The sequence below is a fragment of the Pantoea sp. AN62 genome (genome assembly GCF_050432985.1).
Taxonomy (GTDB): domain Bacteria; phylum Pseudomonadota; class Gammaproteobacteria; order Enterobacterales; family Enterobacteriaceae; genus Pantoea; species Pantoea brenneri.
This window is the reverse complement of the sequence record NZ_JBNPYB010000001.1, coordinates 500,699-515,523: the sequence shown is the minus strand read 5'-3', so window position 1 is coordinate 515,523 and position 14,825 is coordinate 500,699. Positions and strand designations below refer to the sequence as shown.

At 56.6% G+C, this 14,825-nt stretch carries 15 protein-coding genes; 2 read left to right on the top strand and 13 right to left on the bottom strand.

Features of this window, described 5'->3' with window-relative positions; translation table 11 throughout:
• Positions 1–20: 20 nt before the first annotated feature.
• Positions 21–224, top strand: a complete 204-nt coding sequence (gene tatE, locus FHW04_RS02520) for a twin-arginine translocase subunit TatE (RefSeq protein WP_031377756.1) — start codon at positions 21–23, stop codon at positions 222–224.
• Positions 225–349: 125 nt separating this feature from the next.
• Here tatE and lipA read toward each other — a convergent pair whose 3' ends face one another.
• The 13 genes from lipA to leuS all read right to left on the bottom strand — a co-directional run bounded on the left by lipA (position 350) and on the right by leuS (position 13,819).
• On the bottom strand, positions 350–1,315 hold the full coding sequence (gene lipA, locus FHW04_RS02515) for a lipoyl synthase (protein WP_046288462.1): 966 nt from the start codon (positions 1,313–1,315) through the stop codon (positions 350–352).
• A 169-nt stretch (positions 1,316–1,484) separates the two neighbouring features.
• Positions 1,485–2,144, bottom strand: coding sequence for a lipoyl(octanoyl) transferase LipB (gene lipB, locus FHW04_RS02510; protein WP_031377757.1), 660 nt, complete (start codon positions 2,142–2,144; stop codon positions 1,485–1,487).
• Between the two features lie 81 nt (positions 2,145–2,225).
• Positions 2,226–2,489: a DUF493 family protein YbeD gene (ybeD, locus tag FHW04_RS02505; RefSeq protein WP_031377758.1), complete on the bottom strand. Its 264-nt coding sequence runs from the start codon at positions 2,487–2,489 to the stop codon at positions 2,226–2,228.
• A 100-nt stretch (positions 2,490–2,589) separates the two neighbouring features.
• Entirely contained in the window at positions 2,590–3,801 is a 1,212-nt protein-coding gene (gene dacA, locus FHW04_RS02500; RefSeq protein ID WP_031377759.1) for a D-alanyl-D-alanine carboxypeptidase DacA, read from the bottom strand.
• 122 nt (positions 3,802–3,923) lie between these two features.
• Positions 3,924–5,003 (bottom strand): endolytic peptidoglycan transglycosylase RlpA, encoded by a 1,080-nt coding sequence (gene rlpA / locus FHW04_RS02495; RefSeq protein ID WP_089561147.1) that lies wholly within the window; start codon positions 5,001–5,003, stop codon positions 3,924–3,926.
• 10 nt (positions 5,004–5,013) lie between these two features.
• The gene (gene mrdB / locus FHW04_RS02490; protein WP_046288546.1) at positions 5,014–6,126 is read right to left on the bottom strand and encodes a peptidoglycan glycosyltransferase MrdB; all 1,113 of its coding nucleotides are present in this window, start codon (positions 6,124–6,126) and stop codon (positions 5,014–5,016) included.
• A gap of 8 nt (positions 6,127–6,134) precedes the next feature.
• Positions 6,135–8,039 (bottom strand): peptidoglycan DD-transpeptidase MrdA, encoded by a 1,905-nt coding sequence (mrdA, locus tag FHW04_RS02485; RefSeq protein WP_046288460.1) that lies wholly within the window; start codon positions 8,037–8,039, stop codon positions 6,135–6,137.
• 34 nt (positions 8,040–8,073) lie between these two features.
• Positions 8,074–8,544, bottom strand: coding sequence for a 23S rRNA (pseudouridine(1915)-N(3))-methyltransferase RlmH (gene rlmH, locus FHW04_RS02480; RefSeq protein WP_031377197.1), 471 nt, complete (start codon positions 8,542–8,544; stop codon positions 8,074–8,076).
• 3 nt (positions 8,545–8,547) lie between these two features.
• Positions 8,548–8,865, bottom strand: a complete 318-nt coding sequence (gene rsfS / locus FHW04_RS02475; RefSeq protein ID WP_031377198.1) for a ribosome silencing factor — start codon at positions 8,863–8,865, stop codon at positions 8,548–8,550.
• Between the two features lie 92 nt (positions 8,866–8,957).
• Positions 8,958–9,602 (bottom strand): nicotinate-nucleotide adenylyltransferase, encoded by a 645-nt coding sequence (nadD, locus tag FHW04_RS02470; protein WP_031377199.1) that lies wholly within the window; start codon positions 9,600–9,602, stop codon positions 8,958–8,960.
• Complete coding sequence (gene holA / locus FHW04_RS02465) at positions 9,595–10,626, bottom strand: DNA polymerase III subunit delta (RefSeq protein WP_089561146.1); 1,032 nt, start codon at positions 10,624–10,626, stop codon at positions 9,595–9,597. Before holA ends, nadD begins: the two co-directional genes overlap by 8 nt.
• Positions 10,623–11,222 carry an LPS assembly lipoprotein LptE gene (lptE, locus tag FHW04_RS02460; protein ID WP_031377201.1) on the bottom strand — a complete coding sequence of 200 codons (600 nt, stop codon included), beginning with the start codon at positions 11,220–11,222 and terminating at the stop codon, positions 10,623–10,625. The genes holA and lptE overlap by 4 nt, the downstream gene beginning before the upstream one ends.
• Before the next feature lie 14 nt (positions 11,223–11,236).
• Complete coding sequence (gene leuS / locus FHW04_RS02455; protein ID WP_031377202.1) at positions 11,237–13,819, bottom strand: leucine--tRNA ligase; 2,583 nt, start codon at positions 13,817–13,819, stop codon at positions 11,237–11,239.
• Positions 13,820–14,041: 222 nt separating this feature from the next.
• Here leuS and FHW04_RS02450 point away from each other — a divergent pair, with 222 nt between their 5' ends.
• The gene (locus FHW04_RS02450) at positions 14,042–14,524 is read left to right on the top strand and encodes a zinc ribbon-containing protein (protein ID WP_089561145.1); all 483 of its coding nucleotides are present in this window, start codon (positions 14,042–14,044) and stop codon (positions 14,522–14,524) included.
• The last annotated feature ends 301 nt before the right edge of the window (positions 14,525–14,825 follow it).

Genomic DNA, 14,825 nt, shown 5'->3' with positions numbered 1-14,825 from the left:
CTGAAGTTGAAAGGTTAAATATGGAAGGTATCAGTATTGCCAAACTGCTGATCATCGGTGCGCTTATCGTACTGCTTTTTGGCACCAACAAGTTACGCTCTCTGGGTGGCGATCTGGGCTCCGCAATCAAGGGCTTCAAGAAAGCCATGAAAGATGAAGACACCAGCGCAGCCCGAACTCCGGCTGAAGAAGTCCCGGCTGAACGCGTCGTCCATAAAGATTAATCAGTTATTTTCTGAAAATAATTGTTACTTTTTATGTCAGACCGACATTAAAAAAACCAGGCTGTTTCCAGTCTGGTTTTTTTGTTTTCAGGCGAGCGCCTGACGTTACGCCACAGGCAGCCGGCTTATTTAACTTCGAGCCCTTTGGCCTGCATGTCCGCATGATAAGAAGAGCGGACAAACGGACCGCACGCCGCGTGGGTAAAGCCCATCGCCATGGCTTCTTCTTTCATCTCATCAAATTCCGCCGGACTGACGTAGCGCTGAACCGGCAGATGGTGACGGCTGGGCTGCAGATACTGGCCGAGGGTCAGCATCGTGACGCCGTGACGACGCAGATCGCGCATCACTTCGACGATTTCCGCATTGGTTTCACCCAGACCTACCATCAGGCCAGATTTGGTCGGAATGTGCGGGTGCGCTTCTTTGAAACGCTCCAGCAGCTTCAGTGACCACTCGTAGTTAGCACCCGGACGAACCTGACGATAAACGCGTGGCACGTTCTCCAGGTTATGGTTAAACACATCCGGCGGGGTAGCGGTCAGAATATCCAGGGCGCGATCCATCCGGCCGCGGAAGTCAGGCACCAGAGTTTCGATTTTGATGGTCGGGTTCTTTTCACGAATCGCACTGATGCAGTCGGCAAAGTGCTGAGCACCGCCATCACGCAGATCGTCACGGTCAACCGAGGTGATCACCACATAACGCAGGCCCATGTCAGCGATGGTTTGCGCCAGCTTGCCGGGCTCATTCGCATCGGGTGCATTAGGGCGGCCATGCGCGACATCGCAGAAGGGGCAACGGCGGGTACAGATAGCGCCAAGGATCATAAAGGTGGCGGTACCGTGGTTGAAGCATTCGGCCAGGTTTGGACAGGAGGCCTCTTCACAGACTGAGTGAAGTCCATTTTTTCGCATCGCGGCTTTAATGCCCTGAATACGACTGGAGTCAGCAGGCAGCTTGATTTTCATCCATTCCGGCTTACGCAACATCTCTTGCCGTTCAACGGCCACGGTTTTCACCGGGATCAGCGCCATTTTGTCTGCGTCACGATATTTGACGCCGCGTTCCATCTGAATTGGTTTACTCATAAATCAGCAGGTTCCGGTCGGATTGCGATTTGAAAGCGTTCTCACTCAACCCGAGAAGGGTGCTTTCAACTTTATTTGAAAAAAGTGCAAAAATTATATCATCTCATCGCCCGGGAAGCAGCCACCGTTAGCGTGGATAAGTTACATATTTGTAAATTCGCATTCAGCGTTAAGGCTGAATCGGCAAATCTTCGTCTGACCATTCAACATTTTCATAACCTGTCAGGCGGGCAAACGCCGTCACCAGCGGGGCCTGCACCTGATCCAGCCGTACGTCCGGTTGAAAATGCTGCAACTGGGTCATGCTCATACCGGCATAGCCACAGGGATTAATGCGCGAAAAGGGCGCCAGGTCCATGGCGACATTCAGCGCCAGGCCGTGAAACGAGCAGCCTTTGCGGATGCGCAGCCCGAGTGAGCAGATTTTTTGCTCGCCGACATAAACGCCTGGCGCGTCGGGACGCGCGCGGGCGCTGACACCAAAACCGGCCAGCGTGGTAATCACCGTCTCTTCCAGCGCCGTCACCAGCTGGCGTACGCCAATCTTGCGTCGCTTGATATCAATCAGCACGTACATAACCTGCTGACCCGGTCCATGATAGGTGACCTGGCCGCCGCGGTCGCTCTGCACCACCGGGATATCGCCGGGCATCAGCAGATGTTCCGCTTTTCCCGCCTGGCCCTGGGTAAAAACCGGAGGATGCTCCACCAGCCAGATCTCATCCCGGCTCAGGCTGTCGCGCTGATCGGTGTAGTGATGCATGGCGTCGGAGACGGATTGCCAGTCGCGTAATCCTGACCGGCGGACGAGAAGGGTATCAACTGACAAAACGATGGCCCGCTTTAACAAAGTAAGCTGAAAATAACGTCGGCAAACCGTCAGGAAAGGGCGCTTCGCCGACCCGGCAAATCAGAGCACCATGCGTACGATTTCGATTTTACCCAGCTCTTCATACAGGCGTTCAACCTGCTCTATATGGGTCGCGGTAATGGTGATATTTACGGAGTGATAGTTGCCCTTGCTGCTCGGCTTAACTTCAGGACTGTAGTCGCCGGGCGCATGGCGTTGCACCACTTCAACCACTTGATCAACCAGCTCCGGTTGCGCCAGACCCATTACCTTGTAGGTAAACGGGGTAGGAAATTCGAGCAGTTCATTCAGTTTGGTTTTCATATTAACTCCGGTGCATAAAAAACAGACTCCCGCCTGAGCGGGAGCATCATAATAACCTGTAATGGGGGCGATGGGGTGACTTTTCAATCACCCGCCACGCTTAGCCGAACCAGTGATGGAACATCAGTTTGATGTAATCAACGATGCGGCTGAAGAATCCGCCTTCCTGGATCTCATTCAACACCACCAGCGGACGCTGTTCGATGGTTTTGCCATCCAGCTGGAAGTTGATACTGCCGACCACCTGATTTTTCTTCAGCGGCGCATGCAGTTCGGTGTTGTTCAGCACATAGCTGGCTTTCAGATCCTTCATCCGGCCACGTGGAATGGTCAGGTACGCATCTTTTTCAACCCCAAGCTGAACGCGATCGTTGTCACCAAACCATACCGGCTCAGAGGCAAACTCTTTGCCCGCTTTCAGCGGTGCCACGGTTTCAAAGAAACGGAAGCCCCAGGTCAGCAGTTTTTTGCTTTCGGTCTCGCGGCCTTTGTAGGTGTGACCTCCCATTACCGCGGAGATCAGACGCATCTGGCCTTCGGTAGCCGAAGCCACCAGGTTGTAACCTGCTGCATTGGTATGGCCGGTTTTAATGCCATCCACGTTCAGGTTGGTATCCCACAGCAGACCGTTACGGTTCATCTGACGGATATTGTTGAAGGTGAACTCTTTCTCTTTATAAACGGCGTACTCTTCCGGTACGTCGCGGATCAGCGCCTGGCCAATCAGCGCCATATCGCGCGCCGAGCTGTACTGACCTTCAGCATCCAGGCCGTGTACCGTCTGGAAATGGGTGTTCTGCAGGCCAATCGCTTTAACGTAGTTGTTCATCAGGTTGACGAACGCATCCTGGCTGCCGGCGACATAGTCCGCCATGGCGACACAGGCGTCGTTACCCGATTGCAGCACAATCCCACGCGTCAGCTGCGAAACCGGAACCCGATCGCCTGGCTTGAGGAACATCAGCGATGAACCTTTAAACACCGGGTTGCCGGTAGCCCAGGCATCGGGACCGACGGTGACCAGATCGTCCTGATGGATTTTGCCGGCTTTAACCGCCTGACCAATCACGTAGCTGGTCATCATTTTGGTCAGACTGGCGGGATCGCGGCGTGCATCAGCATTTTTCTCTGCCAGCACTTTGCCCGAGTTGTAGTCGATAAGGACATACGCTTCGGCATCAATGTCCGGTACGCCCGGAATCATGGTCTTGAGATTGACGTCATCAGCAATAGCGGCATGGCTGAGAGAGAAGGCGATCAGTGATCCCACTGTCAGGCGTTTCAGCAAACGAGATGATTTCAGCGTGTTCATGTGTAGGACTACAACATCCGTGGTTTTGAGGTTAAAAAAGTCACTCATCATACCCAATGGCTGGCTTTCCGGCATCGGGCATGATGATTGGGTTGTTAGCAGACGTAACGGTAACCGTTCAATCAGCGACGCGTATTGGTAATAAATGAGGCGTTCTGGCCGTCACTGCTCAGGCGCTGTTGCAGCGCAGCCGCTTCGGCACGGGTCGGATAACCGCCGAGCTGGACACGATACACATTGCCCGCCGTTTCTACCGTGCCGGGCACGCCATAACGCTGGCTCAGGCTTTTCATCAGCTGCTGCGCGCGCGCCGGATCGTTCAGCGCGCCGACCTGCACCACATAGCCGACAGCAGTCTGCGTCGGGCTGGCCGCAGCGGGTGCGGCGCTGGCTGGCGCTGCCGTTACGGCTGGCGCGCTGGCTGGCGGTTGATTGCTTTCCAGTACGCCGCTGGCTAACGGCTGGGGTGCGCCGAGAAAACCACTGCTCTGGACCGGTGCGCCCATGTTGTCACTGCTCTGCAAAGTGCTGTTGCTGATCGCCTCAACATTTTGTTGTGGTACCGGCTGAGAAGCGGCTGCGCTGCCGCCGCTCATCACCGAGCCGCCGCTGAGATCCGGGCGAGCCGGCAGCGAATAACTCTGTTTCGCCACTACTGTCCCGATGGTGCCGGGACCTGAGAGCGTACCATCCGGCGCGACCTTAATGTAATCGACGCGAACCCGTGAATTGTTGGAAATGTTCAGGCGATCGCCGGCGGCGCGCGACAGGTCGATGATGCGGCCAGGCGTATACGGGCCACGATCGTTAACCCGCACCACAATCTGGCGGCCATTGGCGATATTGGTCACGCGCACGTAACTCGGCAGCGGCAGAGTAGGGTGCGCGGCGGTCAGGGCGTCAGGATCGTAAGCTTCGCCGGTGGCGGTGCGGTTGCCCTGCGCTTCTTCGCCGTACCAGGTGGCGAGGCCGACTTCGCTGTAGTTCGACGGATCTTTAATGATGCGATAATTTTTGCCGTTGACGCTGTAATCCTGGCTGGTGCCGGGATTGATCGGCTCATAGCGTGGCTCAACGCCGGGTATTTCTACCACCGGACCATTATAGGCCGGTTGCGGCGGCGCGGTATTTTGGGGTTCGGGCGTGGTACAGGCCGCCAGAACCAGTGATGCCAGTGCAACGCCAAGCCATTCCTTACGCATCTGCTGCCTCTTAAACACTTTTAGATAACATTTTTCGGTGAGTATGGATCGACATCACAATGCCAAATCCCGCCATGAGCACGATAAGCGCGGAGCCGCCATAACTGACCAGCGGCAACGGCACGCCAACTACCGGTAAGATACCACTAACCATGCCAATGTTAACGAAAACATAAACGAATAAAATCAGCATTAAACCGCCCGCCATTACCCGGCCAAACGTGGTCTGGGCGCGGGCTGCCACAATCAATCCCCGCATGATCAGCAGCAGATAAAGCGCCAGCAGCACCAGTACCCCAACCAGTCCTAACTCCTCCGCCAGTACCGCGAAGATAAAGTCAGTGTGGCGTTCCGGCAAAAACTCCAGCTGTGACTGGGTGCCCTGCAGCCAGCCTTTGCCGCGTAGTCCGCCAGATCCGATGGCAATTTTTGACTGAATGATGTGGTAACCGGCACCCAGTGGATCGCTTTCCGGATCGAGCAGCATCATCACGCGGTCACGCTGATAGTCGTGCATCAGGAAGAACCACAGAATCGGGATAAACGCCGCCACCAGCAGCACCGCAACGCCAATCAGCTTCCAGCTCATACCGGACAGGAACAGCACAAACAGTCCGGAGGCGGCAATCAGAATCGAGGTACCGAGATCGGGCTGAGCCGCCACCAGCAGGGTGGGCACAAAAATCAGGATCAGTGCGATGCCGGTATTTTTCAGCGTCGGCGGACAGACATCGCGGTTGATAAAGCGTGCCACCATCAGCGGCACGGCAATTTTTGCGATCTCCGACGGCTGAAAGCGGACGATACCGAGGTCAAGCCAGCGCTGAGCACCTTTACTGATCTGCCCAAACGCATCTACCGCAATCAGCAGAATGACGCAGATGATATAGAGATAGGGCGCCCAGCCTTCGTAGACGCGCGGCGGCACCTGCGCCAGCACAATCATGATCACCAGGCCCATGGCGATCTGGCCGATTTTACGCTCCATCATGCCCGGGTCCTGGCCACTGGCGCTCCAGATCACCACGGCGCTGTAAATCAGCAGGCCGAGAATCACCAGCATAAACAGCGGATCGATATGGATGCGCATCCAGATCGATCGTTTCTGCGGACTATCGTTCATCGACATGTTTATTCACCTTCGTAGCCGGGCGGCACAGGGGCTGCGTCCGGCAGAACTGTATTGTTATCACCTAACATGATGTGATCCAGAATCTGGCGCATGACGGTACCGACAGCCGGTCCGGCGCCACCGTTTTCCAGGATAATGGTCACCGCGACCCGAGGTTTGTCATAAGGGGCAAACGCGGTCATCAGCTTATGGTCGCGTAATCGTTCGGCAATTTTATGCGCGTTATAGGTTTCATTCTCTTTCAGGCCAAACACCTGAGCCGTCCCTGATTTGGCGGCGATTTTATAAGGCGCGTCAGCAAAGCTCTTGTGCGCGGTTCCGTTAGGGCGATTTGCCACGCCATACATTCCGTCTTTGGCAATTTCCCAGTAGCCGGAATGGATGTCGCCAATCGGTGCCGCAGGCGGCTGGCGATAGGGCACCAGAGTGCGCCCTTCGCGGGTGGCGCGCAGCATATGCGGTACCCGGATGACGCCATCGTTAATCAGGATCATCATCGCTTTGTTCATCTGCAGCGGCGTCGCGGTCCAGTAACCCTGGCCGATGCCCACCGGGATGGTGTCGCCCTGATACCACGGCTTTTTAAAGCGTCTGAGCTTCCAGTCACGGGTCGGCATGTTGCCCGCGCTCTCCTGTGGCAGATCGATGCCGGTGCGGCTGCCGTAACCAAACTTGTTCATCCACTCCGACAATCGGTCAATGCCCATGTCATAGGCGACCTGGTAGAAGAAGGTATCGGCGGACTCTTCCAGCGCTTTGGTGACGTTCAGGCGGCCGTGGCCCCATTTTTTCCAGTCGCGAAAGCGCTTCTCAGAGCCGGGCAGCTGCCACCAGCCTGGATCGAACAGGCTGGTATTGCGGTTGATCACGCCGGCACTCAGGGCTGAGACCGCGACGTACGGTTTGACCGTTGAGGCCGGTGGATAAGCGGCCTGGATGGCGCGATTATACAGCGGACGGTTTTCATCGTTGAGCAGGCCGCGATAATCCTTACTGGAGATACCGTCGACAAACAGATTCGGGTCGTAGCTCGGCGTTGAAACCATCGCCAGAATTTCGCCGGTACGCGGATCGCTGACCACCACCGCGGCGCGACTGCCGGTCAGCAGCGTTTCGATATACTGTTGCAGCTTAAGATCGATGGTCAGATAGATATCACGGCCAGCCTGCGGTGACTCTTCATGCAGCTGACGGATCACCCGGCCGCGGTTGTTCACTTCAACCTCTTCAAAGCCGGTTTTGCCATGCAGCAGATCTTCGTAATAGGCTTCAATGCCGAGCTTACCAATATCGTGGGTCGCGGCGTAGTTAGGCCATTTTCCCTCTTTATCGAGGCGAGCAACGTCACGATCGTTAATTTTGGACACGTAACCGACCACGTGCGTCAGGGTCTGACCAAACGGATAGTAACGGCGCTGATACCCTTTGACTTCCACGCCGGGGAAGCGGTACTGATTCACCGCAAAGCGCGCGACCTGCACCTCATTCAGGCCGGTTTTTACCGGAATAGAGGTAAAGCGGCGCGAGCGTTTACGCTCTTTTTGAAAGTTTTCGAGGTCGTCGTCGGTCAGTTCGAGAATCGGACGCAGGTTATCCAGCGTCTGTTGCAGATTATCGACTTTCTCCGGCACCAGTTCGGCCTGATAGATGGTGCGGTTGAGGGCCAGCGGCGTGCCGGTGCGGTCATAGATGATGCCCCGGCTGGGCGCGACCGGAACCAGCTTAATGCGGTTTTCGTTTGAGCGGGTGCTGTAATCGTCGAAGCGTAAAATTTGCAGGTGGTAAAGGTTAACCACCAGCACCGAGGAGAGCAGTAAGATACCGACGAAAGCGATAAACGCCCGACGGACAAAGAGTTTTTGTTCGGCGCTGTAATCGCGAAAGGCGTTGCTTTGTAATTTCATCCGCTACTTGTCATGTCTGATGTGGGCTGATCGGTCATTCACGATGATAAGGATGATTTGTCGTTATGCTCCATGCACGATACAGGCTTTCGGCCACCAGCACGCGCACCAGCGGATGGGGCAACGTCAATGCTGACAGTGACCAGCTCTGTTCTGCCGCCGCTTTACAGGCCGGCGCCAGCCCTTCAGGACCGCCAATCAACAGGCTGACATCGCGACCATCCAGCTTCCAGCGCTCAAGCTGCTGCGCCAGCTGTGGGGTTTCCCACGGATGGCCGGGAATATCCAGCGTGACGATGCGATTGCCTTTGCCGACCGCCGCTAACATCGCCTCACCCTCTTTTTCAAGGATGCGTTTGATATCAGCATTTTTGCCGCGTTTACCCGCGGTCACTTCGGTCAGCTCCAGCGGCATATCTTTCGGGAAGCGGCGCAGATATTCCATGAAACCGGTCTGCACCCAGTCAGGCATTTTGGTGCCGACGGCAACAAGTTGCAGTTTCACCGATTAGCCCCAGAGTTTTTCCAGCTCGTACAGCTGGCGACTCTCTTCCTGCATCACATGCACGATGACATCACCGAGATCGACAACCACCCAATCTGCTGCGCTCTTGCCTTCAATGCCTAACGGCATCAGGCCGGCCGCACGGGACTCCTGCTCAACGTGCTCGGCGATCGAGGTGACGTGACGCGTGGAGGTGCCGGTGCAGATGATCATGAAATCGGTGATGCTGGATTTGCCCTGAACGTCGATGGTGACAATGTCCTGGCCTTTGAGATCATCAATCTTATCAATAACGAACTCTTGGAGTGCTTTACCTTGCAAAAGGTTCCCCTCTAAAACTGGTGGTGACGAGCCGGCTGTAAGCCCGGATTATGCAGCCAAAAAATTAAGCGGCGCAGTATAGCATGCCCGGATCAGTCGCGATATAAGCCTGCGCGGTCGATATAATCGATAACCGCAGCGGGCAACAGGGCGTCGCAGGACTGGTTGTGATGGCGACGGCGACGGATCTCGGTAGCGGAGATGTCATACAGCGGCGTTTCTGCCAGCCAGATATGGCCAGCAGGCTGAAGATGAAGCTGTTTTACGTCATGCGCAAGATGCTGATCGAGCCAGCGCTGCATTTCGGGCGACGACATCCGGGTCGGATAGCCCGGCCGCTGACACACCAGCAGGTGGCAGAGTGACAGCAGATCCTGCCAGCGATGCCACTTTGGCAGGTTCAGCAGCGAATCCTGACCGATGATGAAGCCCAGCGGTTGCTGAGCGCCGCGTTCGGCACGCAGATTTTCCAGCGTGGTCACGGTCCAGGAAGGCGTGTCGCGTTCCAGTTCACGGGTATCAATGTCAAACAGCGGCAATCCGGCGATGGCGCAGCGCAGCATCGCAACCCGCTGGGTCGCGCTGGCTTCCGGCTGAGGACGGTGCGGCGGCACATTGTTCGGCAGCAGGGTGACTTTTTGCAGCCCGGTCTGCTGCGCCAGCGCTTCAACCGGACGCAGATGCCCGAAATGGATCGGATCGAAAGTGCCGCCAAACAGCGCGTGTAACTCAGACATGAGCGAAACTCGCGGGAAACGCGCGGCTGCTGAGCAGCAGCGTCAGGGTTTGCAACTGCGGCCATACCGGCTGGCCATAATCCTGCTTCAGGGTGATCTCAATCTGGCTCAGCAGATGGATTGCCCGCTGCAAACGCGCCGCATCCAGCCGTTGTAACGCATCGGTAAACAGGGCGCGACGGTTCTGCCAGATGCGCTGTTGATCCATCAGATTACGCAGCGGCTGTTGCGCCTGGTGACGTTGCAGATGCAGCAGCGTCAGCAGATCGCGTTGCAGGGTACGCAGCAGGATCACCACTTCGCTCTCTTCCCGCTCCAGCTGATGCAGGATATGCAGAGCGCGGCGACTTTTGCCCGCCAGCACCGCGTCGACCCAGTGGAAAGGGGTGAAGTGCGCCGCATCGCTGACCGCTTCTTCAACCCGCGGCAGCGTCAGTTTGCCGTCGGGCCACTGCAGCGACAGTCGCTCCAGCGCCTGCGCCAGCGCCAGCAGGTTGCCCTCATAGCAGTAGCACAATAGCTGCACCGCCGCGTCATCAACCGCCAGCTTCAGCGCTTTGGCGCGGTTCGCTACCCAGCGCGGCAGCTGCGCCTGCTCTGGAGTCTGACAGGGCACTAATACGGCGGAGGCCGAAAGCGCTTTAAACCAGGCGCTGTTTTCCTGCGCTTTGGTCAGCTTCGGCATCCGGCAAATCAGCAGAATATCCGCATGCAGCAGTTGCGACAGCTTAACCAGCTGCTCAGCCATCGCGGCATTCGGACCATTGTCGGGGAAGTGCAGGGTGAGCGTCTGACGCTGGGCAAACAGGCTCAGCGACTGACAGCTGACAAACAGGCTTTCCCAGTCGGTCTGGGCATCGAGGGTGACGCTGAAGTGTTCTTCGAATCCCTGAGTTGTCGCTGCCGCGCGGAGCGCGTCTGCGCTCTCCTGCAGCAGCAGGGGTTCGTTACCGGCCAACAAATAACAGGCGCGCAGCCCCTCACGGAGCTGCGCGCTGAGTTGCTCAGGATAAATCCTGATCATTGCAGACTGGTGGCAGAGGAAGAAGGGACTTCCTCTGAGTCCTGACCCGGCACCGGAATCGCTGACTGGCGCAGGGTATCTTTATTGTTGAGCTGTGCCGCATGGACCGTCAGCAGTTTACGCACCAGCTGCTCGGCAGCACGCTGGCGCATCTCCTGCACAATCATGTCCTGCTCAGCATCTTTCGCCAGCGCCGCATTCGGGTTATCGAAGAACGAACGATAAACCGTGGTGCTGATCGGATAGATGCCTTTGCCCGGCAGCAGCACCTGGGCGGTCAGGGTCATTACCAGCTGGTACTCAGCGGTTCCGCCATTGATAAAGACCGATGCGGTATCGCGGCCCTGCGCTTCGCTACCCAGACGCAGCGTCGGGATATCGGTGCGGTTCTGCTTGCTGTCCTCAACAATACGCACATTGTTGATACGCAGCTGCTGCCGCACGGTACGCGCCAGTGGACCGTAAGGATCGCCGGTTGAAACAATCAGGGTTTTCAGTTCACTCGGCACCTGAGTGGTGCCGCGCGGATGAAAACCACAGCCAGCGGTGATCACCACCGCCAGCATGACAAACAGCCTGATAATCGGATGTCGCACAGTTCCTCCTGAACTTAACCTACGACCAGGTTAAGCAGTTTGCCCGGTACATAAATGACTTTACGAATCGTCACGCCGTCCAGGTACTTCGCCACCAGATGCTCCTGGGCGGCGCGTGCCTGAACCTGTTCCTGCGTGGCATCGGCCGGTACGGTAATTTTACCGCGTACTTTACCGTTTACCTGCACCACCACCAGCAGTGAATCTTCCACCATTGCGGCTTCATCAGCAACCGGCCAGCTGGCTTCATCAATCGTCCCTTCGCCGCCCAGCGTCTGCCACAAAACATAGCTGGCATGCGGAGTGAACGGATAGAGCAGACGGACAATCGCCAGCAGCGCTTCCTGCATCAGCGCGCGATCCTGCTCGCTCTCCTGCGGCGCACGTGCCAGCTTGTTCATCAGTTCCATAATTGCGGCGATGGCGGTGTTGAAGGTCTGACGACGGCCAATGTCATCCGCCACTTTGGCGATGGTTTTGTGCAGATCGCGACGCAGTGACTTCTGCTCATCATTAAGGCTGGCGACATCAAGCGCTACGGTTGTGCCTTTCTGGGTGTGGTCGAAGACCAGCTTCCAGACGCGTTTCAGGAAGCGGTTAGCGCCTTCCACGCCCGATTCCTGCCACTCCAGCGTCATATCGGCCGGGGAAGCAAACATCATGAACAGACGCACGGTATCCGCGCCGTAACGCTCGACCATCAGCTGAGGATCGATGCCGTTGTTCTTCGACTTCGACATTTTGCTCATGCCAGCGTAGATCACTTCGCGGCCCTGGGTGTCAACCGCCTTGACGATGCGGCCTTTCTCATCGCGTTCCACGTTCACGTCGACCGGCGATACCCAGTTACGCTCACCGTTAGCACCGAGGTAATAGAAGGCGTCTGCCAGTACCATCCCCTGACACAGCAAGCGCTTAGCCGGTTCATTGGAGTTAACCAGACCGGCATCACGCAGCAGCTTGTGGAAGAAGCGGAAATACATCAGGTGCATGATGGCGTGTTCAATGCCGCCCACATACTGATCGACCGGCAGCCAGTAGTTCGCCGCCGCCGGATCCAGCATGCCTTCCTTGTAGCTGGCGCAGGTGTAGCGCGCGTAGTACCAGGAAGACTCCATAAAGGTGTCGAAGGTGTCGGTTTCACGCAGCGCTGGCTGACCGTTGACGGTAGTTTTTGCCCACTCCGGGTCGGCTTTAATCGGGCTGGTAATGCCGTCCATCACCACATCTTCCGGCAGGATCACCGGCAGCTGATCTTCTGGTGTTGGCATAACCGTGCCATCTTCCAGCGTGACCATCGGGATTGGCGCACCCCAGTAACGCTGACGTGAAACACCCCAGTCGCGCAGGCGGTAGTTCACTTTACGCACACCCACGCCTTTGGCGGCCAGCGCGTCAGCAATCGCATTGAAGCCTGCGGCGTGATCCAGACCGTTAAACTCACCTGAGTTAAACAGCGCGCCTTTCTCGGTCATCGCCGCGGCGCTGACGTCTGGCTCGCTGCCGTCAAGGTTCAGCACCACCGGCTTAATCGGCAGATCGTATTTGGTGGCAAATTCCCAGTCACGCTGATCGTGTGCCGGAACCGCCATCACCGCACCGGTGCCATATTCCATCAGCACGAAGTTAGCGACCCACACCGGGATTGGCTCGCCGGTCAGCGGATGGATAGCGGACAGGCCGGTGGCCATGCCTTTTTTCTCCATGGTCGCCATTTCCGCTTCGGCCACTTTGGTGTTGCGGCATTCAGCGATAAAGTCAGCCAGCGCCGGATTATTCACCGACGCCTGAGTGGCCAGCGGATGACCAGCAGCGACCGCGACATAGGTCGCGCCGATAAAGGTGTCCGGACGGGTGGTGTAGACGGTAACTTTCTCTTCGCTGTCCGCGACGTCAAAAGTGATCTCAACCCCTTCAGAGCGGCCAATCCAGTTACGCTGCATGGTCTTGACCTGCTCAGGCCACTCTTCCAGCGTATCGAGATCGTTCAGTAACTCTTCCGCGTAATCGGTGATTTTAATGAACCACTGCGGGATCTCTTTGCGTTCAACTTTGGTATCGCAGCGCCAGCAGCAGCCGTCAATCACCTGCTCGTTAGCCAGTACTGTCTGATCGTTCGGGCACCAGTTAACCGCTGAGGTTTTCTTATACACCAGACCTTTTTCATACAGTTTGGTGAAGAACCACTGTTCCCAGCGATAATATTCCGGCTGACAGGTCGCCAGTTCACGGCTCCAGTCATAACCAAAACCCAGCAGCTTAAGCTGGTTTTTCATGTAGGCGATGTTGTCGTAGGTCCAGGGCGCCGGTGCGGTATTGTTTTTGACCGCCGCGCCTTCCGCAGGCAGACCGAAAGCATCCCAGCCAATCGGCTGTAGCACGTTTTTGCCGAGCATACGCTGATAACGCGCGATTACGTCGCCGATGGTGTAGTTACGAACGTGGCCCATATGCAGGCGGCCAGAAGGATAGGGCAACATGGAGAGGCAATAGTATTTTTCTTTACCTTCCTGCTCAGTCACTTTAAACGTTTCGTTTTCATCCCAGTGCTGCTGCACGCGGGATTCAATCTCTTCCGGGCGGTATTGCTCTTGCATGGCTGCCTGTGGTCCTTAATGAATAACACTTTGCTGACGTTAAGATCCGCATAGCATACCCATAAGGCCGCGCATCAACAACATTTCCCACTTTCGCTGGCGCGATTTGTGTCGAAAGCGTCAAAGCCTTCACCCTTTTGTAATTCAACTGACAGACGACACGGCAAACACCACAAAGCGACTAAACTTAATCCAGCGATGACCTACATAAAGGAGAACAAAATGAATAAAGTGGCTCAGGAATATCGCGAGTCGTTAGCGGTGCTGACCGAGCGTCTGCGTCAGGGCGATCGGAATATTGATAGCCTGATTAGCGAGCGACGCAGCCAGCTGCTGGCACGTCCGGATCTGACGCCTGTTGAGGTCGATCAGGCGCTCAGCTCGGTGCGCCGCGATTTAGAAGAGTTTGCACGCAGCTATACCGATGTTGAAGAGCCGCTGGCCGATTCGCTGTTTATGCGCATCATCCGTGAAAGCGTCTGGAAAGAGCTGGCGGATATCACCGATAAAAGCCAGCTTGAGTGGCGTGAGGTGTTTCAGGATCTGCATCACCATGGCGTCTATCAGAGCGGCGAAGTGGTGGGGCTGGGTAATCTGGTGTGTGAGAAATGTCATTTCACCCGGGCGATCTACACGCCGGAAACGCTGTCACGCTGCCCGGAGTGTGGTCACGATCAGTTCCAGCGTCAGCCTTTCGAACCCTGAAAATCTGGCGGGCACCGGGCCTGATGCTGGGCAGTTAAGCGATGGGTGATAACGCAGTCTGGTGCCGCTCAGGGGCTGGCGGTCCTCGCGCCGCTGCGCGGTTCCTTCACTTCATTCCTCTGCCTGACGGACCGCCGGGGATGGCACATCCTGTGGTGCCCCGCCTTTCGCCCGCGTCCTGCGGGCTCTCCTGGCAGACTCATTCTGCTCAGCGCTGCGGATTGCCTGTCCCTGATCGACCCCTGCCTGCTCTGAAACTTCAGTGTGTATTGTTAAAAAGGGCACAATAGTGGAGGCCTGA